We start from the raw sequence: 26,587 nt of genomic DNA on the forward strand, positions 1-26,587 counted from the left end.
TTCCCCACAAGGGGGAAGGACAAGAGGCGCCCAGGATCCGTGTCGGCCCCTTGCTATCTCGACGCCTCCCCACCGCCAAAGCGAACTTGCACGAACGCAAGAGACTTCGACTTCGAAGCGCGATAATATGGCGCAATCACAAGCTCCTTGCACAGCTCTTCGAGGGGGAGATCCCCATGCACCTCACCGGCATCCACCACCTCACCGCCGTCACCGCCGATGCGGCCGGCAATCATGCCTTCTACACGCGCGTTCTCGGCATGCGGCTCGTCAAGAAGACCGTCAACCAGGACGACACGAGCGCCTATCACCTCTTCTACGCCGACGGCCTCGCCACGCCCGGCTCGGATCTGACCTTCTTCGACTGGCCCGTCGAGCGCGAGCGGCGCGGCACGCACAGCATCACCCGCACGGGCCTTCGCGTCGCGGGCGAGGCGACGCTGCGCTACTGGCAGGCGCGCCTGCGGGAGGCCGGCGTCACGGTCGGCGAGATCGTCGAGCGCGACGGGCGTGCTGTCCTCGATTTCGAGGATCCGGAGGGCCAGCGCCTCACCCTCGTCGATGATGGCGGCCACGGGCAGGCGCATCCCTGGGACCGCAGTTCCGTGCCGGCCGAGCACCAGATCCGCGGGCTCGGCCCGATCACGATCAGCGTGCCCGACCTCGCGCCGACCGAGACGGTGCTCACCGCTCTGATGGGCATGCGGCGCGAGCGCAGCTATCCGACGCCGGAAGGCGGCGGCGAGACCGTCGTGTTCGCGATGGGGGAGGGCGGTCCCGCGGCGGAACTGCACGTCTCCGTCGAGCCGGGCCGAGCCCCCGCCCGCCCCGGCGCCGGCGGCGTCCACCACGTGGCCTTCCGCGTGCCGGATGCCGATTACGAGGCGTGGGCCGAGCGGCTGCGCCGCCTCCGCGTCCCGTCGAGCGGGCCGGTGGACCGCTTCTACTTCAAGAGCCTCTATTTCCGCGAGCCGAACGGCATCCTGTTCGAGCTCGCGACCGACGGCCCGGGTTTCGCCGTCGACGAGCCGCTCGAGACCCTCGGCGAGGGTCTGGCGCTGCCGCCCTTCCTCGAGCCGCGTCGCGCGCAGATCGAGGCCGAGCTGAAGCCCCTGTGACGGGGCGGGCCGAGCGGGCGCGACTCAGGCCGCGTCCGTCCGGCGCGCGGCCCTGAGACCGGCGATCCATGCGGGGAGGAGCGGGCGCACGGCCTCGACCGCGCCTCCCGCATTGCCGGCCGCGAGCGTGCGCAGCATCCGCCGCCCGGCATCGCCGAAGCTTTTGGCCGCGAAGGCGCTCGGGATCGCCTCCGCGAGCGCCGCGAAGCCGCGGCCGAACGCGTCGAGCGCCGCGCCGTCATAGCCGCCGAGGAGCCTGCGCAGGGCGGCCGCGTCGGCGCAGGTCTCGTCGAGCAGGGTCGCGCGCGCGAGCACCGCCTCCACGATCGCCACGACCCCCTCCCGGTTCTCCGGCCGCAGCCGGGCGACGAGCGGGTTCAGCCAGCGATCGGGCGCAGGCAGTCTCGGCGCGGCGGCGAGCGCGACGAGATAGCCGTCGAGCCAGGCCTCGCCGAGCCCCGCTCGCTCAAGTTGCCGGCGCAGGAGGGCCGGATCGCCCGGCTCCACCGCGCCCTCGATCCGCACGGTCTCGCGTCGCGGCCGCTTCGGTCTTCGGAGGGGCGGACGAGCGGTGCGGACGGTGTTCTCGGCGACGACGCGCATCACCGGAATGTCGAGGATCGACCGCCCGGCGAGGAGGTCGCGCGCGGCGAGCGCGAAGGGCAGGGCGGGCGGCTTGCCGAACCCCGCCGTCGATGCGTCGCTCGTCGCCGCCGCGATCGCGCACAACCGCGCCCACCTTTCGCGATCGCGATCGATCGCGTGCGCGACGTCCGCCATGATCGCATCCGCGTCGCCCCTCCGCACGGCGGCATCGAGGACGTCCGGGTCGCTCTCGCGCCACGTGAGCCAGCGCGCGCCCTCCGGCGTGGCGACGTGCTCGCGCAGCGCGTCGAGCGTCGCTCGGCTGCGGTCGCCGCGCAGCGTCGCGAGGACCGGCGCGATCGCCTCCTCGGTCGCCCATTGCGTCGGCACGATCGGCGTGCCGAGAAGCGCTTCGAGCACGAGCAGATCCGGGGGAGATCGCCTGCCGTCGGCGAGAGCCTGCCCGAGCCGCCGCAGCACGAAGGCGCCGGGCACGGCGAACGTGCCTGTGCGCTCCCGGAACTCGTCCAGAGCCTCACTCTGAGCGCGGACGCGCGCGAAGCGGACGATCTCCAGATGGTCGATGCCCACACCCTCGACCACGGAGGCGATCGCCGCGAAGCGCTCGCGACCGCGGGCGAGGCTCAAGGCGAGGTGCTGGACGCCGAGCGAGCCGACGACGCTGGCATAGCCCTCCCCGACCCGCACGCCGTCGCTCTCGTCTGCGGCTTCCATCGCGTGTCGACTCTCCCACTCGGCCGGCGCAGGATAGAGGCGGGAGCGGCGGCGGAAAAGCGCGCCCGTTTCGCGCCGAGCCGTATCGCGGGCGGCTGCGCTTTCACGTATGGTCCGGGTGCGGTCGGGTGCGCTGCGCGCCCCTACGAGGCCGTCGAGCGTCTTTCGCGTCGGAGTCTTCATGCGTCTCGCGATCGTCCTGCCGCGCAACATGCATTTCGGACCCGACGCCGCCACCTCCATCGATCTCTACGCCCGCGACAGCGGGCTCCATTCCCGTCACGGCGCGGACGCGACGATTCTGTGCGAGCCGGTCGCGCGCCCGTTCTCCGATTGTCGCACGGCGCCGCTCGGCACCTCGGCGCTCGCGCGCACGCCGCTCGGGCGGGCGATCGACGTCGCCCGGCACGTGCGGGCGCGGCCCGTCGACCTGATCCTCGTCCACCAGCATCTGCCGAGCGCCGCGGCGATCGCGCGCCTGTGTCGGCGGACGCCCGTCGCCCTCGCAATGCACGGCATGCCGAAGGTGCTGCGGGGGGTGCGGCGGACGCTGAAGGCGCGCCGGCACGGCCCGCTTGCCGGCCTCGTCTTCGTCAGCGAGGCGGCCGAGCGCGCCTTCGCGGAGCTCTATCCGGACGTCGCGCTGCCCCGCTTCGTCGTCCCGAACGGCCTCGACGCGGTTGCGTGGCGCGGCGACGGCGCGCGGCGCGCGGAGATCGTCAGCGTCGGGCGGGTCGATCCGCACAAGGGCTCGCTCGAGATCGCACAGGCGCTCGCCCGCGTTCTCCCCGATCATCCCGGCTGGCGGGCGCGCTTCGTCGGCCCGCTCGCCCCGGACAAGGTTTTTGCGAGCCGTTTTCGCGAGATCATCGCCGCCGCGCCGCAGATCGCGTACGATGGACCTGTGTCGCAGGACGCCGTGCGCGCGATCGGCCTCGAGGCCGAGATCGCGATCGTCGCCTCGCGACGCGAAGGGTTCGGACGGGTCGCGATCGAGGCTTTCGCGGCGGGCAACGCCTTGATCTCGACGGTCGTGGACGGGCTCGGCGAGGTGGTCGGCGATTGCGCTCTGCCGCTCGCGCGCGGGGATGCGGACGAGATCGAGGCGGCTCTGCGTCGGCTCTTGGCGGACGAAGGTCTGCGGGCCGATCTCGCCCGGCGCGGCCGCGCGCGCTTCGAGGCCCGCTACACGATCGAGGCGTTCGCCCGCGCACACGATCGCGCCGTCGAGGGAATCGTCGCGGCGGCGGGTTCGGGGAGGGGACGGTGACGGTGCGGCATCGGACGAGGCGGACGCATTCCTGGGCGCGGCGGCAGATCGGCAGCGTGCGCAAGGCCGGATTTCACCTGCGCTACGGGTCGGCGGCGTTCGTCGTGTCGTATTTCGCGGCCCGCTTCCGCGTCCGCCTCGCCGACGGCGTCGGCAAAGGCATCGCCGCCAACACCTACGACCATCGACAGCTCTCACGGCTGATCGCCTGGGCGCGCCGCGAGCGGCCGACGCTCTTCCTCGATATCGGCGCCAATCTCGGGCTCTATTCCTGCGTGCTCGTCGGCGCGGGACACGTCCCCCGAGCGATCGCCTTCGAGCCGGATCGCGACAATCGGGCGGCGCTCGCCGACAGCATCGCCCTCAACGGATTGGCGGAGCGCATCCGGATCGAGGCCTGCGCGCTCGGGGCCGCGACGGGAGAGGCCGTGCTCGTCGAGGGGCCGCGCTCCAATCGCGGCACGTCCCGGCTCGTCGGCGGCGTCGCGGACGACGCGGCGAGCGGGGTGGAGCGCTACCGCGTCCCGGTGAGGCGCCTCGACGACGTCGTCGCCATCCGCGGCGCCGTGCTCCTCGTCAAGATCGACGTCGAGGGGCACGAGCGCGACGTGATCGAAGGCGCGACGCGCACCTTGTCGGAGAACCGGTGCCTGCTGCAGGTCGAGGCTTTCGGCACGGGGCATGTCGGCGCGCTCGAGGCGCTCGGCTACACCCATCTCGGGAGCATCGCCGACGATCATTACTGGGTGGGCGGTTCGGCGGGCGGGACGCACCCGCCGCCCTGAGGCCCGCCGCTCAGGCCGCGCGTTCGCCGTAGGCCTCGATGACCCTGCGAATGTCGGCGACGGTCGGCAGGCTCGCCTCGTTGCCGAGCCGCTGGATCGCGTGGGCGGAGGCCGCGCGGGCGAAGGTGAAGTGCTCGGTCCAGCTCCCCGACGGATCGGCGAGGTAGGCGTAGACATAGGCGCCGTGGAAGATGTCGCCCGCGCCGTTCGTGTCGACGACGGCCTCCGGCGGCACCGCGAGCGCGGGGAGGAAGCGCTCGGCGCCGGTCTCGTCGAACCAGAGCATGCCGCGCTCGCCCATGGTGACGCCGCCGACGCGCACGCCGCGGCCCTTGAGATAGGCGAGCATGTTTCCCGGCGAGAGGCTCATCTGCTCGCAGAGGCGCTCGGCCACGACGGCGACGTCGATGAACTCCATCAATTCGTGCGTGTTGGCGCGCAATCCTCCACCGTCGAGCGAGGTGAGGATCCCCGCCTCCCGGCAGGTCTTCGCGTAATGCAGGGCGGCGTCGGCCTGGTGGCCGTCGAGATGGAGCGCCCGGCAGCCGCGCAGGTTCAGCGGCGGGAAGGGATGGAGATATTCGTCGTCGCGGCAGCGCACGATGGCACGCTTGCCGCCCTTGGGCATGATGAAGGACAGCGAACTCTCGCGCACCTTCCTGTGGTGCACGCTGATCCCGTATTTCGCCGCCATGTCGATGAACATGCGGCCGAGCCAATCGTCGGCGACGGAGGCGAGCAGGTCCGGCGCGATGCCGAGCCGGGCGCAGCAGAAGGCCGCGCTGACCGCGTTGCCGCCGAAGGAGATCGCGTAATCCTGCGCGACGGTCTTCTCGTCGCCCTCCGGCATGCGATCGGTGATGAAGGTGACGTCGATATAGGCTTGCCCGACGAACAAGGCTTCCAAGGCCGCTCTCCCGGTCTTGATCGGCTGGGATCGGGGTGAGGCGCCTTATGGATCACGGGTGGCGGGCAGGCGCAACAGGAAAAGCGCCGCGGCCGCTCCGTGGTCGGTCCGCGATCGGGGTCGGTTGCTCGGTCGGGACGCCGCTCGGGGGAGGCGCGGCGTCCCGGAGATTTCGGTCGCTCAGCCCATCAGCATCGCCATCGCCGGCACGGCGAAGACGAGCCCGGTGGTGATGCCGATCGCGAGCATCTTCTGGCCGCGCTGATTGATCGCGGCGCGCACGCGACGGGCGGCCGTCGCCGCCTCCATCGTGCGACCGTTCAGGCACGAGCACAGGATGCGGTGCGCATCGCCGTCGGAGAGGCCGAAAAAGGCCACGCCGTCGCCGAGACGATCGCTCTCGAGGCCCTGCTCGCGCAGGACGGGGTCGTTGTAGGCGATCGTGAGGGGGCTGTCGTCGGCGCGCATCAGGTGGCGCGTGTCGCGGGGCTGGAACTCGATATCGCCCAACGAATAGAGACGCCGACGCGGATCGGTCTCGAGCAGCTGCACCCACCGTTCGAGGCGCTCGCGGCGCGTCATGGCCTCGCGCGGGGGGGTGTACGCAATGTCGGCTACGCTACGGAGTTGATCAACACGCTTGTGTTCCATCGAACTCTCCTATGGCGACGGTTCGGTCCGTTTCGGGACGCCGACCTCCGTTGCGGGCCAGGAATCTCACATGTGCCATACGGCGAAAGTTCGGCGCTCAAGATGAACGACGAAGGTCGCTGAAAGATCCGGCGGGAGAACGCCCGATTATGAGGCGTTCTCGCGACAAGGTGGGCCGTAAAACTACGCCATGGTCATCGCCGCCGCCACGAGAACGACCTCGCCGACCGCGATCGCCGCGATCACCGAGCGGCGGAAGGCGAAGAACGCCGCGAGACCCGCGACGATCGCCCCGATTCGGCCGACGAGCGGCACCAGAGCGAGCGCGCCCGTCGGGGTGAGGAGGAGTTTCGCGACCACGGCGGCGAGGAGCGTGGTCGCGACCGCCCGCACGAAGACGAGCACCTCCGAGCGCTCGTCGAGCCCGCGGGCGAGAAACACGCCCAGCACGCGCCACACCTCGCTCGGCAGGAAGGCGAACACCACGAGCGCGAGATAGGGCGCGAGCGGCAGGAGCGCCGTGCCGAGGGCGTCCTCCAGCGCGCTCATGTCGCACGCCTTCTCTTTCGGCCGACGAGATAGGCGAGCGTGCCGCCGACGAGCCCCACCGCGAGGAGATCGAGATCGCGCCCCACGAGCGCGGTCGCGATCGGCGCGAGCGCGAAGCCGAGCGCGATCGCGAGCTTGTCGATGGCCTCGCGCGCGCCGGCGACGAGGGCGACCGTGAAATAGATCGGCGTGATGAAGAGGAGCCCCGCCGCGAGCGGGAAGGGGAGCGCGCCCGAGAGCACCCAGCCGAGCCCGGTCAGCGCGGCGCTCACCGCGACGCAGGCATTGGCGAAGCCGAAATAGTAAGGCAGCCGCGCCTCCCCCGGCACGCCCGGCAGGCGCCTGAGGCTCTCGACCCAGACGGTGACCGCGACGAAATGGGCGATCAGGATCTGCATCGGGATCGTCTGACCGGGCCGTCGCAAGAGCGGCAGCAGCGAGATCGTCATCGGCAGGAAGCGGATCGAGGAGAGGCAGATCGCGACCGCGATCAAGGGCAGCGATACGCCCGCCGCGATCGAGCCGTAGAACACGACCTGCGCCGGCCCCGCCCAGATCAGCACGGTCGAGAGCACGGCCGCGCCGATCGGGTGGCCGACGTCGTGGGCCAGCGAGCCGATGCCGAGGAGGCCGAAGCCGACGACCCAAGCCGGAAGCGCGAGGGCGTCGCGCGCCCCGGCGAGCCAGTACCGGGCGGCGCCCCGGCGCTCTTTCGGCTCACCCTCTGCCATCGCCCGGATCTTCCCCGGCGGCGCGGCGGGCGCGGCGCTCGTAGTGCTTCGCGACGCGCAGATGCCGCGCGATGGCGTAGTTCATCGCCGTGAGGAAGCCGTAGACCCCGCGCACGAAATGGCGCCGGCCGACATAGGCCTTCAGGAAGGCGCCGGGGAATTCGAGGAGGATGCGGAGCGTGGGGATGCGCACGCCGCGCAGATCGAGATCGCGCGCCTGCTGGTCCGAATAGGCGTTGAGCTTCGTGATCTGGTCGCCGAGCGAACGCACCGAGCGATGGCGGATCGTGCCCGGCAGGCGCCCCACCTTCGCGCCGGGCGAAAGCTCGACCCGGTCGTGGACGATCGAGGCCGAGTAGCGGCCCTTGTCGCGCCGGTAGAGGCGCACCGGAACGAGGGCGTAGGCGAGAGGGTGGACGTCGCGCTCGCCGGGAAACACCTCGGCGATGCGGGTCTCGTAGGCGTCGAGCGGCGGCTCGCCGGCGGCGAACAGCGCGCGGATCGCCGCCACCGTCTCTTTTGGCATCACCTCGTCCGCATCGAGATTGAGGAGCCAGAGGTGGCGGCACTGGTCCTCGGCGAAGCGCTTTTGCGGGCCGTAGCCCTCGAACGGATGGAAGATCACCCGCGCGCCTTTGGCCTGCGCGATCTCCTGGGTGCCGTCGCTCGAGCCGGAATCGACGACGACGACGTCCTGCGCGAGCCCCGCGACCGCGTCGAGCGTGTCCCCGATGCGGTCGGCCTCGTTCTTGACGATCAGGAAGAGGGAGAGGGGGAGGGGCAGGACGTCCACGGCTGCGGCACCGGCGGGGGAGGGGCTCAGAGCTTCTTCACGAGCCCGGCGATGGTCTTGAGCTTCTGCACGGCGTCGGCGAGCTCGTTCAACGCGATGGTGCGCTGCCCGGACTTGATCGCCCGCTCGCAATCGTCGAGCTGGCGCTTGACGATCATCTCGATGGCGGCGGCGATCTGGGCTTTGGTCATCGGCCTCTCCCGGCAGTCCCTGAGCCGATGGCGGTTAGGCCAACCGGGGCCGCGCGTCAACGCGCGAGCGCGCGGTGCGGATCATGGGGCGGCGTCGTCCGGCTCCGCCAACCCGTACAACGCCACCGCCGTCGCGATCGCGAGGTTGAGGCTGTCGGCGCGGCCCTTCATGGGGATGCGCACGAGGTGGGTGCAGGTGGAGGCGATCTCGGGGGAAATGCCGGCCTGTTCGTTGCCCATCACGAGGAGGATGGGGGAGGGGGCGTTCGTGCGGCGGTAATGATCGGTGGCGTGCAGAGCCGTGCCGACGATGGCGCCCGGCCAGCGGGACGCGAGCGCCTGGAAATCGGACAGCGTGCCCTCGAAGACCGGGACCGCGAAGATCGAGCCCATCGAGGCGCGCACCGCCTCCACCGAGGCCGGATCGCAGGTCTCGCCGACGAGGATCACCCCGCCCGCGCCGACCGCGTCCGCCGTGCGCACGATCGTGCCGAGATTGCCGGGGTCGCGCACGCGGTCGAGCGCGACGAAGACGCGCGCGCGTCCCGGATCGATCTCGGAGAGCGGCCGGCGCGTCCAGCGATAGGCGGCGACGACGCTCTGGGGGTTGTCCTTGCGCGCGATCTTGGCGAGCACGTCCTCGTCGACCTCGAGGCATTCCCCGCCCGAAGCGAGCGTCGCCGCGCGCAGCCGCACGACGACGTCGCGCCCGCGGCCCTCGCGATGATAGACGAGGATTTCCGGCGCGCGGCCGGCGTCGAGCGCCTCGATCGCGTTGCGCGCGCCCTCGGCGAGGAAGAGGCCGCTCTCGCGGCGGCCCTTGCGGTCGTGGAGCGCACGCAAAGCCTTCACGGTCGGGTTCGAGAGGCTCGTGACCTCCCGCACGCGCGGATGCGGGTCGCTCAAGGGGCCGCCTCCGGGGTCCAGCGCGCGAAGAGCGAGGTGGAGAGGTGGCGCCCCTTCGCCTGGTCGAGGGTGACGAGCTCGCCGGACGAGATCGCGCCGCCGCGATCCTCCAACGCGTCGCGCATCACCTCGTGCAGCGTCATGAAGGAGAGCCGCACGGCATAGGCCGTGAGCGTGACGAAGCTCGGCTCGTTGGAGAGCAATTGGCGCGTGAGGTCCATGAGCATCGGCAGATGCTCGAACAGGTGCCAGACCTCGCCGTTCGGCCCGCGCCCGTAGCGCGGCGGGTCGAGCAGCACCGCATCGTAGGTGCGCCCGCGGCGGATCTCGCGCTGGGCGAATTTCACCGCGTCGTCGAGGATCCAGCGCACGCCGCGATCGTCGAGGCCCGACGCCGACTGATTCTCCTTCGCCCAGGCGATCGCCTTCTTCGAGGCATCGACATGGGTGACGGCGGCGCCCGCGCGCGCGCAGATCAGGCTCGCGACGCCCGTATAGCCGAACAGGTTGAGCACCGAGATCGGCCGCCGCTCGGCCCGGATGCGCTCTTCCATCCAGTCCCAGTGCACGATCTGCTCGGGGAAGATGCCGACATGGCGGAAGGAGGTCGCACGACAGAGGATCTCGAGATCGCGCACGCGCACCGGCCAATCGCCGAGCCGCCCCTTGGCGAAGCGCCAGGCGCCCTGCTCGGCCTCCTCGGCGGCGTCGAAGATCGCGTCGGCGCGGGCCCACAGGCCCGGGTCGCCCTTCGTCCAGATCGCCTGCGGCTCCGGCCGGTCCATGAGGACGCGCCCGAACCGCTCGAGCTTGCGCCCCTCGCCCGTGTCGAGGAGCGCGTACTCGTCCCACCCGTCCGTGATCAAGAGATTGGCTTCGCGCATGGGGCGGGGTGTAGCAGATCGCGTCGGGGGAGGGGAGGGTGGAGTTCGACGAGGCGCGCTACCGCAGCAGCGCCCCGAGCTGCGGCCCGATGACGGGCAGCATCAGGAGCAAAGCGAAGATGAGCCAGCACAGGAACACCCCGACGACGACCCCCATACCCGTCGTGACACGTATCTCCCGAATCCGAAACTGCAATCTGAGCAGATGGTGGACGAGAAGCATGGTGAAGACGGTGAGGCTCAGGAACGACACTCCGATCAGCACGACGCATGCGGCGACGAACAGGCTCGTGTCGGCATAGATCGCGAAGGCGATCGTCGCGGCGGCGAAAGCGGCGACGGACAACGTGCGGCGCCATCTCTGCGGGATGGGGCGGACGAGCCCGCCCGTCTCCGCGATCGCAAGCCCGAGAGCCTTGCTCCAGACCATGCGTGCCTCCTGCGCGAGCGGCGATCGTGCGATCGGCGGCAGATTGGCAGCGGCGCGGCAACGCTTCAAGAGCGGCGCCGACGGCGATGCAGGGTCGACCGACCTTCCCCCGCCACCCCCCGCTTGCTATATCTCCCCCATGGCCGGCGCTGATCCCCACTCCCATACCCACGACCATCATCACCACGAAGACGACGCCCCCTGCGCGCATGCGCGGGCGCGGCTCGAATCGGTGGACGAGGCGATGGCCGCGGCCGAGAGCGTCTGCGTGGAGCGCGGGGTGCGGCTGACCCCGATCCGGCGCGCGGTGCTCGAGGCGCTCTATCGCAGCCATGCGCCGATGGGCGCGTACGAATTGCTCGAGCGGCTCAACGAGCAGGAGCTCGACGTGCAGGAGCGGCAGCGGCGGGCGCGGGCGCCGATCGCGGTCTATCGCGCGCTCGACTTCCTGATGGAGCAGGGCTTCGCCCACAAGCTCGCGAGCCGCAACGCCTTCACTGCCTGCCCGCACGGCCACGCGCCGCACGATCTCGTCGCCTTTCTGATCTGCGAGGAATGCGGCGGCGTCGACGAGCTCTCGACGCGCCCCCTCGCCGATGCGATCGGCGCCATGCTCTCGCGCGAGCGCTTCTCGCCGCGCCAGCAGGTGCTCGAGATCACCGGCACCTGCGGCCATTGCCGCGGCGAGGGCTGATCGCAAGGTCGCTCGGTTTTGCGACGATCGCGCAAGCCTCGCGCAAGATTCGTCTGCGAAGGTGCTCCTGCACGACGGATGGAGACCGCACGGCGAGCCCACGGTCTCCTAGGCATGACGCCGCTCCGTCGAACCGGTAGAAAAGCCCGGTATGTCCCTGCAATCCAATCGAAAGGGACATCACCATGTCGAGCCTTCTCACCAACTCCGCCGCGATGACGGCGCTGCAGACGCTCACCGCCACCAACAAGAAGATGGAGGTGACGCAGAACCGCATCGCGACGGGCATGCGCGTCTCCAGCGCCGCCGACAACGCGGCCTACTGGTCGATCGCGACGACCATGCGGTCGGACAACAAGGCGCTCGGTGCCGTCCAGGACGCGCTCGGCCTCGGCGCCGCCACGGTGGACGTCATGTATACCGCGCTGAACTCGACCGTGGACGTCGTGTCCGAGATCAAGGCCAAGCTCACCGCCGCGCGTCAGCCCGGCGTCGATCGCGGCAAGATCCAGGACGAGATCGGCGAGCTCCAGAACCAGCTGCGCAACATCGGCGCGAGCGCCGTGTTCAACGGCCAGAACTGGCTCTCGTTCGACAGCTCCGCGGCCGGCTTCAACAACACCCGCGAGATCGTGTCGTCCTTCACCCGTGCCGCCGACAACAGCGTCACGCTGCAGACGATCACGGTCAACCTGGGCGACATCGCTCTGTTCGATGCGAACGGCAACGCCGGCATCCTCGACACGGAGACGACCGGCCCCGGTGGCGCCTTCAGCGTCGCGAACCTCAACATCGGCGCGCTCACCGACTCGGCCGCCGATCTCGACCAGCTCGACGCGATGATCGGGCATGTCGACACGCAGCTCGGCGCGATCACCGATGCCGCCACCAACCTCGGCGCCATCAAGAACCGCATCGGCCTGCAGCAGGACTTCGTGAAGGCCCTGAAGGACGCCATCGACCGCGGCGTCGGTCAGCTGGTGGACGCGGACATGAACGCCGAGTCGACCCGCCTGCAGGCCCTCCAGGTCCAGCAGCAGCTCGGCATCCAGGCGCTCTCGATCGCCAACTCGAACAGCCAGAACATCCTCTCGCTGTTCCGCTGACCGCTCCCTCACGGGAGAGACGAGCCCCGCACTTCGGTGCGGGGCTTTTTTGTTGGCGAGAGCGGTGTTCTCAGAGCTTCTTGAGAAAGCCCGCGAAGCGCATCAGGCCCTCGGGCCAGGGCCCGAAGCCCGCTTGCGAATCGATATGGCCGGATTCGCCCGCATCGACGAGCGTCGCGCCGATCTCCCGCGCGATCCCCTCCGCCCGCTCGAAGGGGACGATCGGATCGTTGCGGCTCGCGACGAGGAGCGTCGGGAAGGGCAGGGGGGCGGTCTCGATCAGGTCGGTGGGATCGTGCGGCGCGACGAGCATCGCGCCCGCGACGCCGCGGGTCAGGGCCGGCGCGGCGGCGAGCACGACGAGAGCGCCGCCGTCGTGGGCGACGAGCACCACCGGCTTCTCCGCCTGCGCGACCTCCTCGACGAGGCGCTCGGCATGCGGGGCGAGGGCGCGCGGATCGTGGACGCCGTCGCCCGTCCCCCAGGCGAGTGCCCGCGCGCTCGAGATCTGCCGCGCCCAGCGCGCATGCCAATGGTCCGGCTCGGCCGCGTGCGGCCCGGGCAGTATCAGGATTTCGCAGTCGCTGGTCTTCATGAGAGAGGTCTACACGATTCCGCCCCGGCCGCGAAAGCGCGGGAAATCCCGATTGCGCCGCTCTTGCCACCGGCCCGCGCCTCGGCTCTGATCGTAGCGAGGAAGGGAGGGGGGTCGGATGGCGGGGGCGATCGATTACGAGGCCGAATACGACAATCGCGCGCGGGTGCCGGAGCATCCCGCGATCTTCGAGGCGTGGGCGCGCGACGCCGCCGCCTTCCGCGAGAGCCATCCCCCGCTCGAGATCGCCTACGGTGCGGGCGCGCGCCAGAGGATCGACCTGTTCCGGCCCACGGAGGACCGGGCGCGCGCGGCGGTCATGTTCGTCCATGGCGGCTATTGGCAGGCGCTCGATCGCTCGTTCTTCAGCCATCTCGCCGCGGGGCTTCTCGCGCACGGGGTGCAGGTGGCGGTGCCGAGCTACACGCTCTGCCCGGAGGTGCGGATCGAGGACATCGTCGAGGAGATGCGCCGCGCCGCCCGGGAGATGGCGCGGTTCGACCGGCCGCTCGTCGTCGCGGGCCATTCCGCCGGCGGCCACCTCGCCGCCTGCCTCCTCGCCACGCATTGGAAGGCGATCGACAAGGCGCTGCCGGCGGCGCTCGTGCCAGCGGCCTACGCGATATCGGGCCTGTTCGAGCTCGAGCCGCTCCTCCAGACCAAGGTCAACGCGCGGCTGGGGATGGACCTCGCGGAAGCGCGCCGGGCGAGCCCGATCCTCTGGGAGCCGGAGCCCGGCCTCGTCCTCGATGCGGTCGTCGGCAGCGAGGAGAGCGGGGAATACCACCGACAGAGCCGCGCCATCGTCGAGACCTGGGGCGGCAAGGGCGTCGCGACCCGCTTCGAGATGCTGGCGGGGGCCAACCATTTCACCGCGATCGCCCCCCTCGCCGATCCCGCCTCGCCGATGGTCGCGCGCCTCGCGGCTTTGGCGAAGGGGGAGTGAGGGTTTGCAAATGAATCGAAGGCTGTCATCCCGGGCCGCGAAGCGGACCCGGGACCCATAACCCCGACGACAAGTCCGAGCGCGCATGCCGCGCTTTCTCCGCAGCCGAGAAGAAAGGACGGTCGGAAAAACGCAGCCTATAGGCTGCGACTGACAGGTCGTGGGTCTGGGTCCCGGATCGCCTTCGGCGTCCGGGATGACACCGTCGGGGCTGCTCCCCCGTGTCATCCCCGGCCGGAGCACGCGTAGCGTGCGCAGGGGAAGGGGACCCAGCACCAAGACGTGTGCGGAGCACACTATGGTGCCGCCGACCAGGCGGCTCGTCGCCGCTACAAGTGCTTGCTCCGCAAGCGATTCTCGTGCTGGGTCCCCTTCCCCTCCGGTCGCAAGCGACCTCCGGCCGGGGATGACACCGGTGGAGCACTCACCCTGTCGGCGCGACTGACTTGGTGACACCCCTGGGAAGGATCTCCAGCCCCGACGCAGCGCTCACGCCGCCGCGGAGACCGCCTCGGCCGCGCGTGCGAGGAAGAGCTCGACGTCCGCCTCGCGCGTCGCGAACGACGCGACGAGGCGGAAGACGCCTTCGCCGGCTTCGAGGACGAACTCCTCCGGGAGCGCGGTCGGCGCCCAGGGATGGAAGATCGCCCCCTGCGCGCGCAGGCGCTCGGCGACGGGAAGCGGCAGGACGGGAAAGACCTCGTTCGCCTCCGCCGGCCAGGCGAGCCGCACGCCGGGCAGGCGGCGGAGCCCGTCGGCGAGGCGCGCCGCCATGGCGTTGGCATGGCGGGCATTGGCGAGCCAGTGGTCGTCGCCGAGATAGCCGAGGAGCTGCGCGCCCAGGAGCCGCCCCTTCGACAGCGTGTGACCGGAGCGCTTGCGCAGGATCGGCAGCGCCTTGGCGCGGGCGGGATCGAACACGATCACGGCCTCGGCCGCGAGGCAGCCGTTCTTGGTCGCGCCGAAGGAGAGGACGTCGATGCCCGCCTTCCAGGTCATGTCGGCCGGGCTGCAGCCCAGCGCGACGAGGGCGTTGGCGAAGCGCGCGCCGTCCATGTGGAGCGAAAGCCCCGCCCCGCGCGCGACCTCCGCGAGCGCCGCGATCTCCGCGGGTCGGTAGACGAGGCCGCATTCGCTCGCCTGCGAGATCGAGACTGCGAAAGGCGGCGATTGGCGCGTCGGCGCGGGGTAGGCGGCGAGCGCGCGGGCAAGCGTTTGCGGTGCGATCTTGGCGCCGACGCCGTCGAGGCCGATCAGCTTGGCGCCGCCCGCGAAGAATTCCGGCGCGCCGCACTCGTCCTCCATGACATGCGCGTTCGCGTGGCAGAGGACGGCGCCGTAGGGCGGCACGAAGGCCGAGAGCGCGAGCGCGTTCGCCGCGGTGCCGGTCGCGACGAGGCATACGGCGACCTCCCGCTCGAAGATCTCCGACAGCCGCGCCTCGACGGCGCGGGTCTCGTCGTCGTTGCCGTAGGAGGCGCGCGCCCCCTCGTTCGCCGCGATCAGCGCGTCGAGCACAGGCCGGCTCGCGCCGACCACGTTGTCGCTCGCGAAATTCATCCAGACAGCTCCCCGGCCCGGCGCGCCGCCGCCGCGACCGCCTTCTCCATCAAAGGCGCGAGACCGCCCTCTCCCATCAGCACCTCGAGCGCGGCGGCGGTGGTGCCGCCGGGCGAGGTGACGTTTCGGCGCAGCTCCTCGGCCGCGAGCGGGCTCTCCGCGAGGAGCGCGCCCGCGCCCGCCACCGTCTGCCGCGCGAGGCGCATCGCGAGATCCTCCGGCAGGCCCGCCTCCCGGCCGGCGCGGGCGAGGCACTCGACCATGTGGAAGACGTAGGCCGGCCCCGAGCCCGAGACGCCGGTGACGGCGTCGATCAGCCCCTCGTCGTCGACCCATTCGACGCGCCCCACCGCCGAGAGGAGCCCGTCGGCGGCCGCGCGCTGGAGATCGGTCACTTCCGGGCTGGCATAGGCGCCCGTCGCGCCGCGCCCGATGCTCGCGGGCAGGTTCGGCATCGCCCGGATGACGGCCTCCGCGCCGGGCAGGGCCGCGCGCAGGTTCGCCACGGTCTTTCCGGCGAGGACGGAGATCACGAGCGTGCCGGGGCCGGCGAGCGGCGCGAGGCCGGGCGCGGCGTCCGCGAGCGCCTGCGGCTTGATCGCGAGCACGAGGATGTCGGGGGCGGGGAGAGCGGCGACCGGCGGGTTGAGCACGACGCCGGAGCGCTCGCAGAGCGCGCGCATCGCGTCCGAGACGCCCGGATCGACGACCGTGATCTCCGGCCCCGGCAGGCCCGTCGCGAGCCAGCCCTCCAGCATGGCGCCGCCCATCTTGCCCGCGCCGACGAGCGCGAGGCTGCGCGGCACAAGTCCGTCGCTCATTCCATACGCCTCCCAGACCGACGCCCCATTCGACGGCGTCAGGCGTTACCTTCGGTCTCGAAGAGGACGCTGTCGAGGGCCTCGCGCGCGGATTTCCCGGCCCAAACGATAAACTGGAAAGCCTGATAATGCCGCTCGCAGGCCTCGACCGCCGCCTTGAACAGCATCTCGCACTGCTCGCGCCTCGGCTCGGCGCCGCCGGTGAGCAGGAGCGCGTGGCGGAACATCACCACGCTCTCGCGGCTCCACAGGTCGAAATGCCCGACCCAGAGCTGTTCGTTGATCATCGAGACGAGCTGCAGGACCTCGCCGCGGCGGCGTTCGGGGACGCGCAGGTCGAAGGCGCAGGCGATGTGCAGCGCCTCGACGTCCTCGATCCAGGTGAAGGCGACCTGATAGGACGCGTAGACGCCGTCGACGCAGATGGACATCTCGTCGACCTCGCCGCGGTCGAAGGCCCAGTCCCGCGATGCGGCGATCCGCTCGACCATGTCGAGGGGGTGCTCGCGACGCTCGTGATCGAGGAGAAGCTCAGTCATGACGTTCCGGATTGCGCGACACGCGGGCTCGTGACGGATTTCGACCACAGGAGAACGCGAGGACGGTCGGCGAATACGCGACGTGGACGAGGGAGACGGCGTCGATGAGGGTTCATGCGGACCCCGTCGGCGCGAATCACCTGCAACACGACTTTATCCCGCCCGACTCCCCTCCTGCAAAGTGGTTTCACCGTCGAAGATTCGCTCCTGCCTGACAATCGCGGGAACCAGGCTTGTCCACATGGGATCGGGACGGCCCGCCGCGGCGAAACGACTCGGGGGAGGGGGGCGGGAGGGACGACGGCGCTCTCCTTCCGCTCAGAGTTCGCGGGCTGTCATCCCGGGCCGCGAAGCGGACCCGGGACCCATAACCTCGACGACCGTTCGAGCGCGCATGCCGCGCTCGCTGCACCACCGTGCAGCAGGGTCGAACGTCGGAGAAACGCAGCCTACAGGCTGCGACTGACACGTCGTGGATATGGGTCCCGGATCGCCTTCGGCGTCCGGGATGACACCGCAGGGGACCTGCAAGTCGAGAGCGCGCGTGATGCGTCGGGCCCCACCCGACCCCTTCGCTTCGCTCAGGGGCCACCCTCCCCTACGGGGAGGGATGTGCGCCTTCTCTGAGCGTCCTTCTCTCAGCGCTCCTGGCGCTCGAGGCGGGCGACGAGGCTCGACGTGTCGAAGCGCTTGCCGCCCATCTTCTGGACGTCGGCGTAGAACTGGTCGACCATCGCGGTCATCGCGAGAGTGGCGCCGTTGTTGCGGGCCTCCGCGAGGACGATCGAGAGGTCCTTGCGCATCCAGTCGACCGCGAAGCCGAAGTCGAACTTGCCCTCGACCATCGTCTTCCAGCGGTTCTCCATCTGCCAGGAGCCGGCGGCGCCCTTCGAGATCGTGTCGAGCACGGCCTCCATGTCGAGACCGGCGCGCTTGCCGAAATGCACCGCCTCGGCGAGGCCCTGGACGACGCCCGCGATGCAGATCTGGTTGACCATCTTGGTGAGCTGCCCGGAGCCGGCGGGGCCGATCAGCTTGCACATCCGCGCATAGGCGGCGATCACCGGCTCGGCCTTCTCGTAATCGGCTTCCTCGCCGCCGCACATGACGGTGAGCACCCCGTTCTCGGCGCCGGCCTGGCCGCCGGAGACCGGGGCGTCGATAAAGCCGAAGCCCTTCTCCCAGGAGAGCGCCGAGAGCTCGCGCGCCACTTCCGCCGAGGCGGTCGTGTGGTCGACGAAGACCGAGCCCTTGACCATGCCCTTGAAGGCGCCGTCCTCACCGATGGTGACCTCGCGCAGGTCGTCGTCGTTGCCGACGCAGGCCATCACGAAATCCTGCCCCTCCGCGGCCTCGCGCGGGGTCGGCTTCCAGTCGCCGCCGTTCTCGGCGACCCAGCGCTCGGCCTTCGAGCGCGTGCGGTTGTAGACCGTGACCTCGTGGCCCTTCGCCTTCAGGTGCCTGGCCATGGGGTAACCCATCACGCCGAGCCCCAGGAACGCTACCTTCGCCATGGTGATCTCTCCCTCGCGACGCGCCGCGGACGAGCGCCCGTTCTAGGGTCGCGGCGGGCTTTGTCAAACCCGAAGCGCGACGGCAGGCGCGAGGGAGGGTTCGTAGGCGTGGGTCGGAAGCCGCGGGCTCCCTCTCCTTCCCCTCAGAGTTTGAAGATCTTTCGTTGCGGTGTCATCCCGGACGCCGAAGGCGATCCGGGACCCATATCCACGACGTGTCAGTCGCAGCCTGTAGGCTGCGTTTCTCCGACGATCGAAGCTGCTGCGAGGTCGAGCAGCGAGCGCGGCATGCGCGCTCGGACGGTCGTCGTGGCTATGGGTCCCGGGTCCGCTTCGCGGCCCGGGATGACAACCTCCGAAAGATTCACAGGCTCTCGGGGGAAGGACAGCCCCTGAGGGAAGGAAAGCGGCGCCGCGGGGCAGGGGACGGCTCAGAGGGTCGGCGACACGCCCGCCGCGGCGCGCGTGCGCTGCGTCGTCTCCGGCGTGGCGACGTCGCCCGCCCGGCCTTCCGCGCTCGCGAACCAGCGGATCGTCGGCGGCAGGCCTTCCGCGAGCGGGACGCGCGGGCGCCAGCCGATAAGGCGCTCGGCGCGGGAGATGTCCGGGCGGCGCCGCTTCGGGTCGTCTTGCGGCAGGGGCTCGAACACGAGGCGCGAGCGCGTCGGCACGAGGTCGAGGACCTGTTCGGCGAGCTGGAGGATGCTGAACTCGTGCGGATTGCCGAGATTGACCGGACCGTCCGGCGCCTGCGGCGCCTCCATCAGAGCGAGGAAGCCCGCGATCATGTCGTCGACGTAGCAGAACGAGCGCGTCTGCTCGCCGTCGCCGTAGATCGTCAGCGGCTCGCCGGCGAGCGCCTGGCAGATCAGGTTCGAGACGATGCGCCCGTCGTCGGCGCGCATGCGCGGGCCGTAGGTGTTGAAGATGCGCGCGACGCGCACGTCCGTGCCCTCGGTGCGGCGATAATCGTAGCAGAGCGTCTCGGCGGCGCGCTTGCCCTCGTCGTAGCAGGCGCGCGGGCCGATCGGGTTGACGTTGCCCCAGTAATCCTCGCGCTGCGGGTGCTCTTCGGGATCGCCGTAGATCTCGCTCGTCGAGGCCTGCAGGAAGCGGGCGCCGTGGCGCTTGGCGTGGTCGAGGAGGTTTCGCGTGCCGAGGACGCTCGTCATCATCGTGTGGACAGGGTCGGCCTGGTAGCGCGGCGGGGAGGCGGCGCAGGCGAGGTTCATCACCCGGTCGACGGCGAGCCGCGCGGGTACCGGATCGCAGACGTCCTGCTCGATCAGCGTGAAGCGCGGCTCGCGGGAGAGGCCCGAGAGGTTCGACGGCCTGCCGGTGAGCATGTTGTCCATGCAATAGACATGCATGCCCTCAGCGACGAGTCGCTCGCAAAGATTAGACCCGAGAAAACCCGCGCCGCCGGCGACGAGGACCGAGCGGGTTGCGCCGTTCTTGGCAGACCGAACAGATCTCATCTCGTCGAACCTTCGTTGGAGGATTGGAGAGCGCGCATCTGCGCGCAACATCGTCGGCGGGCAAACGCGCTCACCCGAAAGAAGATGCATGGCGGGCGCGTTCCCCGACGACTTTTTTCCGCCCGCTCGACGCGCCGTGCGCGCGCGCCGCGTCGAGATGATCGAGGAGCTGCGCCGCCCGCGCCTCGCCCGTATGGTCGGCGAGGATGCGCCCGCGGGCGCGGGCGGCGATCGCGTCGCGGCGCATCGCGGGGAGCTCTGCGAGGATCGCCACCACGTCGTCGGCGTCGCGGGCGACGAGCATCGCCTCGCCGTCCGGCAGGAGCTCGCCAAGGCCCGGCCATTCGTCGCCGACGATCGCCGTGCCGCAGGCGCCCGCCTCGAACAGCCGCACGCTCGGCGACCATCCCGCCGCGATCATGTCCGCGCGGGTGACGTTGAGCGTGAAGCGTTGGCGGCAATAGAAGGACGGGTGCTGCGCGGGCGGCAGGTGCTCGATGCGCGCGACGTTGTCCGGCCAGTCGATCTCGGCCGGATATTGAGGGCCGGCGACGACGAAGCTTTTCTCCGGCAGGCGCCGCGCGGGCTCGATCAGGAGGCGCTCGAGGGTCGGCTGGCGGTCGGGGCTGTAGGTGCCGAGATAGCCGAGATCCCATTCGAAGGGCTCGCCGGTGGGCTGGTAGCGGTCCGCCTCGACGGAGCAGTAGAGCGCCCGCGCCGCCCGCGCGCCGAAATCGCGCTCGAGCCGATCGAGCATCGGCCCGCCGGTGAAGGAGAGATAGAGGTCGAGATCGGGGATCTGCGCAGGGGCGATCGAGATCCGCTCGCCGGCGGCGATCCGCGCGAGGGTGACGGGCGTGTCGATGTCGTAGAAGGCGAGCGGGCCGCGCGCCCAGTCCCGCACGCGGGCGATCACGTCGGGCCCGTCCGGCACGTAGGAGCCGACGATCACGGCATCCGCCGTAGCGATCGTCTCGCGGTGAGAATCGAGCGCGGCGAGATCGGGGTAGAGGACGAGGCGGCAGAAATCGGGGTCGGGGAGGTCGCGATTGTCGCGATACCAGGGCACGTCGCGCTCGAGGAAGGTGACCGCGTGCCCGAGGCTCGCGAGGCCGCGGATCAGCGCGCGAAAGGTCGTCGCGTGCCCGTTGCCCCAGGAGGAGGAGAGCGAGAGGCCGAGGAAGACGATGGAGCGGGGCGCGCTCATGCCGCCTGCCCCTTCGCCGCCTTCTCCGCCGCGAGCCGGCGCAGAATGGCGTCCGCCTCGAGAGCGCGGCGCGCATAGGTGTGGTCCGCCCGCACCCGTGCGAGCGCCCGCGCGCCGATCTCCTCGGCCCGCGCGCGCGTCAGCGTCGCGACGATCTCGGCGACGTCGGCCCCGTCGCGGGCGACGAGCACCTCCTCGCCGGGCGCGAGAAAGAGCTCGACCCCCTCCCACGCATCCGTGATCAGGCAGGCGCCGGCGCCGGCCGCCTCGAAGACGCGGGTCGGCGGCGAGAAGCCGATCGAGGCCATGCTCTCGCGGTTGATGTTGAGGACGGCCGTCGGCGTGACGTTGAAGGCGTTGTGATCGCGCGTGCCGACATGGCCGATCGCCGCGACGTTGGCCGGCATCTCCGCCTGGTTCCAGCCGGACCCGCCGAGGAGGAAACGCTTGTCCGGCAGCCCGGCGGCGGGCTTCAGGAAGAAATCCCAAACCCGCGCCTCGCGATCGGGCATGCGGTTGCCGAGAAAGGCGAGGTCGCAGGCGAATCGCGGATCGGGGTCGACGGGGTGGTGGGTCGCGGGGTCGAGCGCGTTGTAGATCGGGTGGCAGGCGCGGGCGCCGAGCGCGCGGTAGCGCGAGACGACGGGGTCGCCGCCGCCATAGGTCATCACCGCGTCGATCGACGGCAGCGCGCGGCGGATCGCGTGATCGGGCGCATCGGCGATCTCGGCGAGGGTCGCGGGCGCGTCGACGTCCCAGAACAGCCGGATCGCGCCGGGCCGGGCCGCGGCCATCACGGCCTCGATGAGCGCGTCGTCGGCATAGCCGACCCCGCTCGTCTTCACGACGACATCCGCCTCCCCCGCCTGCGCCGCCGCCCGCGCGAGCCCCTCCGGGCTCGCCTCGTAGACGACGACGCGGGCGTAGTCCGGATCGGGGATGTCGCGGTTCGCCTGGCGGTCGAAGGCGTCGGGCTCGTAGAAGACGATCTCGTGCCCATGCCCCGCGAGCGCCGACAAGAGCCCCCGATAATAGGTCGCCGCGCCGTTCCAATAGGAGGACACGAGGCTCGATCCGTAGAAGGCGATCTTCATCGGGCGGTCTCCCGGCGGGTTCGGGTGCGTGGGCGTTCTCCCCCTCTCCCGTATGGGAGAGGGGCAGGGGTGAGGGAATACGGTTCGCGGTCTGGCGGCGACGTCGTCGGCGGGGTGGTGGTGCATCCCCGCCCGTACGCGCCCAACCCCGGCCCCTCTCTCGTTCGGGCTACGACATTCACACATGCCGGCCGATCGGATTCCTTAGAGATGTCGGGGTTTGCGACGAGCTCGACGGTCTCCCCTCCCCCTTGGGGGAGGGGTCGGGGGTGGGGGTCGTGCAGGATTTGACGTGAGGGTGCCTTCACGACGACCCCCATCCGACCCGTCGGCTTCGCCGCCGGGCCACCTTCCCCCAAGGGGGAAGGACAAGGGTGGCCCTCGTCACGAGCGTGAAGGGGAGATGTGCGAACGGAATGGCGTTCTATTGCCCGCCCGTATCCCCTCACCCCCGGCTCCTCTCCCGTTCGGGAGAAGGGGGATGGCGCGATCGCGGCGCTCATGCTCCCACCTGCAACGCCGGCTCCGGCGTTTCGTCCTTGGGGAACGGCACGGCGTCGATTTCGGCCAGCGCGGCGAGGAGCTCGTCGGCGCGGTGGTCGCAGGTGTGGCGGGCGCGGATCGTCTCGAGGCCGGATGCGGCGAGCGCGGCGGCGCGGTCGGAATCGTCGCGAAGCCGCGCGAGCGCCGCGCGCATCCCGTCGGGATCCTCCGCGCGCAAGAAATCCTCGCCTGGCCGAAACAGCCCCTCGACGTCCTCCCATGGCGCGCAGACGAGGGGGAGGCCGCAGGCGAGCGCCTCGAAGACGCGGATCGTCGGGATGCCGGGCAGGCTCTCCACATAGGGCCGACGGGGCACGTGCACCGTCATGCGCGCGCGGGCGAAGGCGGCGGGCACGTCGGCGTTGGCGATGTAGCCGCGATAGGGGATCTTCGCCCGCGCGAGCGCCTCGAGCGCATGGGGTGGGTAGCGCACGCCGTGGGCGATCGCGGACAGGCCGAGATCGGCGACCGGGTCGAGGAGGTAGTCGCGCAGCTCCCGGTCGCGCTCGCCGTCGCCCCAATTGCCGATCCAGACGAGGTCGTGCGTCTTCTCGACCTCCGGCATCGGCCGGAACAGGCGCACGTCCGCCGCCTCGTGCCAGACGACGACGCGCCGCCCCCAGCCTTGCGCGCGATAGCGCTCCGCGAGCGTCTCGCCGAAAGCCAGCACGAGGTCGTAATCCGACAGATCGAGCCCGGCGATGTCGTCCTCGGAGGAGACCGCGCGGTGGTGGGTGTCGTGGAAGAGGAGCGCGAAACGCCCTCCCGCCCGCTTGGCGCGCCCGATCTGCGCGACGAGATCCGGCTCGGTCCATTCGTGCACGATCACGACGTCGGCCTGCGCGAGCGCCGCCTCGTGGTCGAAATCGCGGCCGTAGAGCGCCTCGTCGAGATCGGGGAAGTCGCGCGAGAAGCGGTCGAGCGCGGCGATGCCCTGGTCGGCGGCGAGGTTGGCGCGGCTCCAGGCATCGAAGGGGGCGAGCGCGCGGGTCTCGTGGCCGCGGGCCTGGAGCGCGCGCATCGTGCCGCGCAGGAAATGGGCGTTGCCGTGGTTCCAGTCCGAGGACAGAGCGTGGGTGTAGAAGAGGAAGCGCATCGTCAATCCACCAGGAGGGGCCGCGTCTGCGCGCCGAGCGCGGCATAGGACGCCAAGAGCCGCGCGATCTGCGCATCGGGCGTGAAGCGGGCGGCACGCGCCCGCGCGCGGGCGGCGAGCGCGGCGCGGGCGCCCTCGTCGCGCGCGAGCGCATCGACCGCGCGGGAGAAACCGTGCGCGTCCTCGGCGGGCACGAGCAGCGCCGCTCCGCCCCACAATTCGCGGAAGGTCGGGATGTCGGCGAGGACGAGCGCGCAGCCCTCCTTCGCCGCCTCGAGCGCGGCGAGGCCGAAGGGCTCGTAGCGGGCGGGCGAGACGAAGATCCCCGCCTGCGCCATCGCCGCCCGCGTCGCCTCGCCGCCGAGCCGGCCGAGATGGCGGACATGAGCGAAGCCGGCGCGGGCGCCGTTCGGGCCCTCGGTCGCACCGATGGCGAGGATCGGCGTCGCGGCAGCGGCGGACGCGGCGTCGAGCACGCGCGCGCCCTTCGCCTCGTCCCACCAGCGCCCGACCGCGAGCGCGTGGACGGCGCCGACGCGATCGGCCCGCTCGGCAGGCGCCGCCGCGTTGTGGATCACGTCGAGCCGGGGCAGGGGGCCGTAGGCGCGCGACAGCGCCTCGGCATGGCTGCGGCTGACGGCGAGGATCCGGTCCGCGCGCGAAAAACCTTCGGCGTTGAGAGCCCGGTGGCGGGCGAAGACCGGCGGCAGCGCATCCCCCTTCACCGCCGCCCACCAGGTCGGCAGGCAGGAATGGCTCGTCACGACGACCGGGCGCCGCGTCGTCAGCCCGCGCGCCTGGGAGGGCAGGTTGAGGTGGAGGAGATCGACCGCGTGACGCGCGGCAAGCTCGTCGAGCGCGGGCGCGATGGCGTCGAGCGCGGCATCGTCCTCGACCATCCAATCGAGCGGCTCGGGGCGCCAGACGAGGCGCACGCCGGGAATCGCCCGCGCCTCCGCGATTTGCGCGCGGCACGGGCGCGGCCCGAAGCCGACGAGCACCGTCTCGACCTCCTGCTCGGCGAGGCCGCGCGCGCAATCGAGCACCTGGCGCCAGATGCCGCCGACGGCATCGAGCGTCATCAGGACGCGGCGGGGCGTCACGCGCTCGGGCCGCAACATGACGCCTCCAAATCGCGCAAGGGGCGGGGGCGCTCGTCCTGAATGTCGGAGAAGCGGTCGAAGGCTTCGAGATAATGCGCGTGGGCGCGCTCCCAGGCCTCGTCGTCGGGCAGGCCCCAGAGTGCGCGGTAATCGGGCGAGGAGGGGTAGGGATAGAGCGGCACGGGGTCGTTCGCCCACACGCCGTTGTCGATGAGGTGGCCGCGCCAATGGGCGACGAGCTCGGGGCTGTCGGTCGTCGTCCCGATCAGGTTCGCCTGGACGAAGGGCACGTGCCGGCGCGCCTCGATCAGGAGGGCGGCGAGCTCGGGCGTGTCGAGCCGGCAGCGCTTGGCGAGCATCTCGCGGCCCTCGACCGTGAGGCTCTCGAGCCCCGCCTCGATCGAGACGCAGCCCGCGCGCCCGAGGAGCTCCAGCATGTCGGGCTTCCACAGATCGATGCGCGTCTGCACGCCGAAGACGACGTTTCGCGAGACGAGGGCTTTGAGCAGCGGCTTTTGCGGCAGGAAGATCTCGTCGATGAAATAGACGTAGCCGACGCCCTGCGCGATCAGCGCGTCGATCTCGGCGATCACGTGCTCGACGCGGCGGCGACGATATTTGTCGCGATAATCCATCTTGGCGCAGAACGAGCACTCGTAGGGGCAGCCGCGCGAGGCCTCGACCTCGGCGCCGAAGCCCACGCGCGGGCGATCGTCGAAGCGATGGTGGTGATGGGGGTGGCCGGCGAGGAAATGGTCGGGCCAGGCGAGCGGCGCGTGGTCGACGAAGGCGCTCGCGCGGTTCGGCCCGTGCGTGGCGAGGCTCCCGTCCGACTCGAGCCAGGCGGTGCCGGAGACCTCGCGCGGGTGGTCGGCGCGGGCGAGCTCCGCGATCGCCTCCTCGCTCTCTCCACGGACCACGACGTCGATGCCGAGCTTGCGCAGGGTCGGCGCGGGCGTCGCCGAGCCGTGCGGGCCGATCGCCACCGTGCGCCCGCCGCGCCCGTCGAGCCGGCGCAGGAAATCGGCCGGCACGCGCAATTCGGGGGGCGCGCAGCGCCAAAAAAGATAGGTTGGCGCGGTGGTCACCACCGTCATGTCGGGCGCGAGATCGGCCACGGCCTGCGCGAGCGCCGAATTGTCGCGCCCCTCGATCTGCCCGTCGAGGATCGTCGCCTCGTGCCCCTGTGCGCGCAAGAGCGCGGCGGCATAGCCGAGCTCGAGCGGCAGATGCTCCTCCCGGCAGCCGAAATAGATCGAGCCCTCGTAGCTCCAGGCGGGATTGACGAGCGCGACTCTCATGAGGAGGGTCTCCTCCAGGCTGTCATCCCGGGCCGCGAAGCGGACCCGGGACCCATGAACGCGACGAATGTCCGAGCGCGCATGCCGCGCTCGCCGCACCACCTCGCCGCGTCGTTCGTCGGCGAAACGCTGCCTGTAGGCTGCGACTGATATGTCGGGGGTACGGGTCTCGGATCGCCTGTCGTAGGGAGCGCCTCCGCTCTCCTTCCCCGCGCGGCTTCGCGGTTCACGCGTTGCTTTCGATCGGATTGTCGGACGATCTCGAGGTCTCCGACGAACTCGGCGGTCTCCCCTCCCCCTTGGGGGAGGGGCCGGGGGTGGGGGTCGTGCAGGATCTGGCGTGTCGGTGCCATCTCGACGAGCCCCCCCCCCCCCCGCGGGGGGGCGGGGGGGGGGGCGGCGCCCCCCGGGGGGGGGGCGCGGGGGGCGGCGGGGGGGGGGGGGGGGCGCCGGGG

General features: G+C 71.0%; 26 protein-coding genes and 1 pseudogene. 6 read left to right on the top strand and 21 right to left on the bottom strand.

Going from position 1 to position 26,587, the window contains the following annotated elements; genetic code table 11:
• The first annotated feature begins 170 nt into the window (after positions 1–170).
• Positions 171–1,118, top strand: coding sequence for a ring-cleaving dioxygenase (locus ACK4UM_RS13425; RefSeq protein ID WP_409799959.1), 948 nt, complete (start codon positions 171–173; stop codon positions 1,116–1,118).
• A gap of 24 nt (positions 1,119–1,142) precedes the next feature.
• Here the strand turns inward: ACK4UM_RS13425 and ACK4UM_RS13430 are convergent, their stop codons facing one another.
• The gene (locus tag ACK4UM_RS13430; RefSeq protein ID WP_409799860.1) at positions 1,143–2,438 is read right to left on the bottom strand and encodes a hypothetical protein; all 1,296 of its coding nucleotides are present in this window, start codon (positions 2,436–2,438) and stop codon (positions 1,143–1,145) included.
• A 181-nt stretch (positions 2,439–2,619) separates the two neighbouring features.
• Between ACK4UM_RS13430 and ACK4UM_RS13435 the strand changes: the two genes are divergently transcribed.
• On the top strand, positions 2,620–3,708 hold the full coding sequence (locus ACK4UM_RS13435) for a glycosyltransferase family 4 protein (RefSeq protein ID WP_409799863.1): 1,089 nt from the start codon (positions 2,620–2,622) through the stop codon (positions 3,706–3,708).
• Positions 3,705–4,493 (top strand): FkbM family methyltransferase, encoded by a 789-nt coding sequence (locus ACK4UM_RS13440; RefSeq protein WP_409799866.1) that lies wholly within the window; start codon positions 3,705–3,707, stop codon positions 4,491–4,493. The genes ACK4UM_RS13435 and ACK4UM_RS13440 overlap by 4 nt, the downstream gene beginning before the upstream one ends.
• A 10-nt stretch (positions 4,494–4,503) precedes the next feature.
• On the opposite strand, the gene ACK4UM_RS13445 is transcribed toward ACK4UM_RS13440, so the two are convergent.
• The 9 genes from ACK4UM_RS13445 to ACK4UM_RS13485 all read right to left on the bottom strand — a co-directional run bounded on the left by ACK4UM_RS13445 (position 4,504) and on the right by ACK4UM_RS13485 (position 10,535).
• A complete protein-coding gene (locus tag ACK4UM_RS13445) occupies positions 4,504–5,400 on the bottom strand; it encodes a sugar kinase (protein ID WP_409799869.1) in 897 nt (298 codons plus the stop codon).
• Between the two features lie 180 nt (positions 5,401–5,580).
• Positions 5,581–5,982 (bottom strand): hypothetical protein, encoded by a 402-nt coding sequence (locus ACK4UM_RS13450; protein ID WP_409799871.1) that lies wholly within the window; start codon positions 5,980–5,982, stop codon positions 5,581–5,583.
• Positions 5,983–6,234: 252 nt separating this feature from the next.
• On the bottom strand, positions 6,235–6,600 hold the full coding sequence (locus tag ACK4UM_RS13455) for an AzlD domain-containing protein (protein ID WP_409799874.1): 366 nt from the start codon (positions 6,598–6,600) through the stop codon (positions 6,235–6,237).
• Positions 6,597–7,331: an AzlC family ABC transporter permease gene (locus ACK4UM_RS13460; RefSeq protein WP_409799877.1), complete on the bottom strand. Its 735-nt coding sequence runs from the start codon at positions 7,329–7,331 to the stop codon at positions 6,597–6,599. The genes ACK4UM_RS13455 and ACK4UM_RS13460 overlap by 4 nt, the downstream gene beginning before the upstream one ends.
• Positions 7,318–8,115 (bottom strand): glycosyltransferase family 2 protein, encoded by a 798-nt coding sequence (locus ACK4UM_RS13465; RefSeq protein ID WP_409799962.1) that lies wholly within the window; start codon positions 8,113–8,115, stop codon positions 7,318–7,320. Before ACK4UM_RS13465 ends, ACK4UM_RS13460 begins: the two co-directional genes overlap by 14 nt.
• Positions 8,116–8,150: 35 nt before the next feature.
• Complete coding sequence (locus ACK4UM_RS13470; protein WP_409799880.1) at positions 8,151–8,315, bottom strand: hypothetical protein; 165 nt, start codon at positions 8,313–8,315, stop codon at positions 8,151–8,153.
• An 81-nt stretch (positions 8,316–8,396) separates the two neighbouring features.
• Positions 8,397–9,221: a TrmH family RNA methyltransferase gene (locus ACK4UM_RS13475; RefSeq protein ID WP_409799883.1), complete on the bottom strand. Its 825-nt coding sequence runs from the start codon at positions 9,219–9,221 to the stop codon at positions 8,397–8,399.
• Positions 9,218–10,087, bottom strand: coding sequence for a class I SAM-dependent methyltransferase (locus ACK4UM_RS13480; RefSeq protein WP_409799886.1), 870 nt, complete (start codon positions 10,085–10,087; stop codon positions 9,218–9,220). The genes ACK4UM_RS13475 and ACK4UM_RS13480 overlap by 4 nt, the downstream gene beginning before the upstream one ends.
• A gap of 76 nt (positions 10,088–10,163) precedes the next feature.
• Positions 10,164–10,535: a hypothetical protein gene (locus tag ACK4UM_RS13485; protein WP_409799889.1), complete on the bottom strand. Its 372-nt coding sequence runs from the start codon at positions 10,533–10,535 to the stop codon at positions 10,164–10,166.
• A 139-nt stretch (positions 10,536–10,674) separates the two neighbouring features.
• Here ACK4UM_RS13485 and ACK4UM_RS13490 point away from each other — a divergent pair, with 139 nt between their 5' ends.
• The gene (locus ACK4UM_RS13490; RefSeq protein WP_409799892.1) at positions 10,675–11,229 is read left to right on the top strand and encodes a Fur family transcriptional regulator; all 555 of its coding nucleotides are present in this window, start codon (positions 10,675–10,677) and stop codon (positions 11,227–11,229) included.
• A gap of 185 nt (positions 11,230–11,414) precedes the next feature.
• Positions 11,415–12,335 carry a flagellin gene (locus ACK4UM_RS13495; protein ID WP_409799894.1) on the top strand — a complete coding sequence of 307 codons (921 nt, stop codon included), beginning with the start codon at positions 11,415–11,417 and terminating at the stop codon, positions 12,333–12,335.
• Between the two features lie 70 nt (positions 12,336–12,405).
• Here ACK4UM_RS13495 and ACK4UM_RS13500 read toward each other — a convergent pair whose 3' ends face one another.
• Complete coding sequence (locus ACK4UM_RS13500) at positions 12,406–12,930, bottom strand: RBBP9/YdeN family alpha/beta hydrolase (RefSeq protein ID WP_409799897.1); 525 nt, start codon at positions 12,928–12,930, stop codon at positions 12,406–12,408.
• 118 nt (positions 12,931–13,048) lie between these two features.
• On the opposite strand from ACK4UM_RS13500, the gene ACK4UM_RS13505 reads away from it, so the two are divergent.
• On the top strand, positions 13,049–13,876 hold the full coding sequence (locus tag ACK4UM_RS13505; RefSeq protein WP_409799900.1) for an alpha/beta hydrolase: 828 nt from the start codon (positions 13,049–13,051) through the stop codon (positions 13,874–13,876).
• Positions 13,877–14,365: 489 nt separating this feature from the next.
• Here the strand turns inward: ACK4UM_RS13505 and ACK4UM_RS13510 are convergent, their stop codons facing one another.
• The 10 genes and pseudogenes from ACK4UM_RS13510 to ACK4UM_RS13555 all read right to left on the bottom strand — a co-directional run bounded on the left by ACK4UM_RS13510 (position 14,366) and on the right by ACK4UM_RS13555 (position 26,132).
• A complete protein-coding gene (locus ACK4UM_RS13510) occupies positions 14,366–15,436 on the bottom strand; it encodes a threonine aldolase family protein (protein ID WP_409799903.1) in 1,071 nt (356 codons plus the stop codon).
• Positions 15,433–16,257 (bottom strand): pyrroline-5-carboxylate reductase, encoded by an 825-nt coding sequence (gene proC, locus ACK4UM_RS13515; protein ID WP_409799905.1) that lies wholly within the window; start codon positions 16,255–16,257, stop codon positions 15,433–15,435. Before proC ends, ACK4UM_RS13510 begins: the two co-directional genes overlap by 4 nt.
• 38 nt (positions 16,258–16,295) lie before the next feature.
• Complete coding sequence (locus tag ACK4UM_RS13520) at positions 16,296–16,796, bottom strand: YbjN domain-containing protein (RefSeq protein WP_409799908.1); 501 nt, start codon at positions 16,794–16,796, stop codon at positions 16,296–16,298.
• A gap of 638 nt (positions 16,797–17,434) precedes the next feature.
• Positions 17,435–18,325 (bottom strand): annotated as a pseudogene (locus tag ACK4UM_RS13525) (NAD(P)-dependent oxidoreductase); the annotation flags it as partial.
• Between the two features lie 416 nt (positions 18,326–18,741).
• The gene (locus ACK4UM_RS13530) at positions 18,742–19,788 is read right to left on the bottom strand and encodes a UDP-glucuronic acid decarboxylase family protein (protein WP_409799910.1); all 1,047 of its coding nucleotides are present in this window, start codon (positions 19,786–19,788) and stop codon (positions 18,742–18,744) included.
• 70 nt (positions 19,789–19,858) lie between these two features.
• Positions 19,859–20,995 (bottom strand): glycosyltransferase, encoded by a 1,137-nt coding sequence (locus tag ACK4UM_RS13535; protein ID WP_409799913.1) that lies wholly within the window; start codon positions 20,993–20,995, stop codon positions 19,859–19,861.
• The gene (locus ACK4UM_RS13540; RefSeq protein ID WP_409799916.1) at positions 20,992–22,089 is read right to left on the bottom strand and encodes a glycosyltransferase; all 1,098 of its coding nucleotides are present in this window, start codon (positions 22,087–22,089) and stop codon (positions 20,992–20,994) included. The genes ACK4UM_RS13535 and ACK4UM_RS13540 overlap by 4 nt, the downstream gene beginning before the upstream one ends.
• 499 nt (positions 22,090–22,588) lie before the next feature.
• Positions 22,589–23,728: a glycosyltransferase gene (locus tag ACK4UM_RS13545; protein ID WP_409799918.1), complete on the bottom strand. Its 1,140-nt coding sequence runs from the start codon at positions 23,726–23,728 to the stop codon at positions 22,589–22,591.
• A 2-nt stretch (positions 23,729–23,730) separates the two neighbouring features.
• Complete coding sequence (locus ACK4UM_RS13550; RefSeq protein WP_409799921.1) at positions 23,731–24,849, bottom strand: glycosyltransferase family 4 protein; 1,119 nt, start codon at positions 24,847–24,849, stop codon at positions 23,731–23,733.
• Positions 24,828–26,132, bottom strand: coding sequence for a TIGR04295 family B12-binding domain-containing radical SAM protein (locus ACK4UM_RS13555; RefSeq protein WP_409799924.1), 1,305 nt, complete (start codon positions 26,130–26,132; stop codon positions 24,828–24,830). Before ACK4UM_RS13555 ends, ACK4UM_RS13550 begins: the two co-directional genes overlap by 22 nt.
• Between the last annotated feature and the right edge of the window lie 455 nt (positions 26,133–26,587).

The sequence above is a fragment of the Salinarimonas sp. genome (assembly GCF_046292825.1).
Lineage (GTDB): Bacteria > Pseudomonadota > Alphaproteobacteria > Rhizobiales > Beijerinckiaceae > Salinarimonas.

What these genes read in the sequence shown, in the direction of transcription:
- proC (WP_409799905.1), bottom strand. Translation starts at nt 16,257, where the DNA reads ATGAGCGACGGACTTGTGCCGCGCAGCCTCGCGCTCGTCGGCGCGGGC.
- ACK4UM_RS13540 (WP_409799916.1), bottom strand. Translation starts at nt 22,089, where the DNA reads ATGAAGATCGCCTTCTACGGATCGAGCCTCGTGTCCTCCTATTGGAAC.
- ACK4UM_RS13520 (WP_409799908.1), bottom strand. Translation starts at nt 16,796, where the DNA reads ATGACTGAGCTTCTCCTCGATCACGAGCGTCGCGAGCACCCCCTCGAC.
- ACK4UM_RS13535 (WP_409799913.1), bottom strand. Translation starts at nt 20,995, where the DNA reads ATGAGCGCGCCCCGCTCCATCGTCTTCCTCGGCCTCTCGCTCTCCTCC.
- ACK4UM_RS13490 (WP_409799892.1), top strand. Translation starts at nt 10,675, where the DNA reads ATGGCCGGCGCTGATCCCCACTCCCATACCCACGACCATCATCACCAC.
- ACK4UM_RS13550 (WP_409799921.1), bottom strand. Translation starts at nt 24,849, where the DNA reads ATGTTGCGGCCCGAGCGCGTGACGCCCCGCCGCGTCCTGATGACGCTC.
- ACK4UM_RS13555 (WP_409799924.1), bottom strand. Translation starts at nt 26,132, where the DNA reads ATGAGAGTCGCGCTCGTCAATCCCGCCTGGAGCTACGAGGGCTCGATC.
- ACK4UM_RS13455 (WP_409799874.1), bottom strand. Translation starts at nt 6,600, where the DNA reads ATGAGCGCGCTGGAGGACGCCCTCGGCACGGCGCTCCTGCCGCTCGCG.
- ACK4UM_RS13545 (WP_409799918.1), bottom strand. Translation starts at nt 23,728, where the DNA reads ATGCGCTTCCTCTTCTACACCCACGCTCTGTCCTCGGACTGGAACCAC.
- ACK4UM_RS13530 (WP_409799910.1), bottom strand. Translation starts at nt 19,788, where the DNA reads ATGAGATCTGTTCGGTCTGCCAAGAACGGCGCAACCCGCTCGGTCCTC.
- ACK4UM_RS13510 (WP_409799903.1), bottom strand. Translation starts at nt 15,436, where the DNA reads ATGAATTTCGCGAGCGACAACGTGGTCGGCGCGAGCCGGCCTGTGCTC.
- ACK4UM_RS13495 (WP_409799894.1), top strand. Translation starts at nt 11,415, where the DNA reads ATGTCGAGCCTTCTCACCAACTCCGCCGCGATGACGGCGCTGCAGACG.
- ACK4UM_RS13450 (WP_409799871.1), bottom strand. Translation starts at nt 5,982, where the DNA reads ATGACGCGCCGCGAGCGCCTCGAACGGTGGGTGCAGCTGCTCGAGACC.
- ACK4UM_RS13500 (WP_409799897.1), bottom strand. Translation starts at nt 12,930, where the DNA reads ATGAAGACCAGCGACTGCGAAATCCTGATACTGCCCGGGCCGCACGCG.
- ACK4UM_RS13470 (WP_409799880.1), bottom strand. Translation starts at nt 8,315, where the DNA reads ATGACCAAAGCCCAGATCGCCGCCGCCATCGAGATGATCGTCAAGCGC.
- ACK4UM_RS13485 (WP_409799889.1), bottom strand. Translation starts at nt 10,535, where the DNA reads ATGGTCTGGAGCAAGGCTCTCGGGCTTGCGATCGCGGAGACGGGCGGG.
- ACK4UM_RS13435 (WP_409799863.1), top strand. Translation starts at nt 2,620, where the DNA reads ATGCGTCTCGCGATCGTCCTGCCGCGCAACATGCATTTCGGACCCGAC.
- ACK4UM_RS13460 (WP_409799877.1), bottom strand. Translation starts at nt 7,331, where the DNA reads ATGGCAGAGGGTGAGCCGAAAGAGCGCCGGGGCGCCGCCCGGTACTGG.
- ACK4UM_RS13505 (WP_409799900.1), top strand. Translation starts at nt 13,049, where the DNA reads ATGGCGGGGGCGATCGATTACGAGGCCGAATACGACAATCGCGCGCGG.
- ACK4UM_RS13430 (WP_409799860.1), bottom strand. Translation starts at nt 2,438, where the DNA reads ATGGAAGCCGCAGACGAGAGCGACGGCGTGCGGGTCGGGGAGGGCTAT.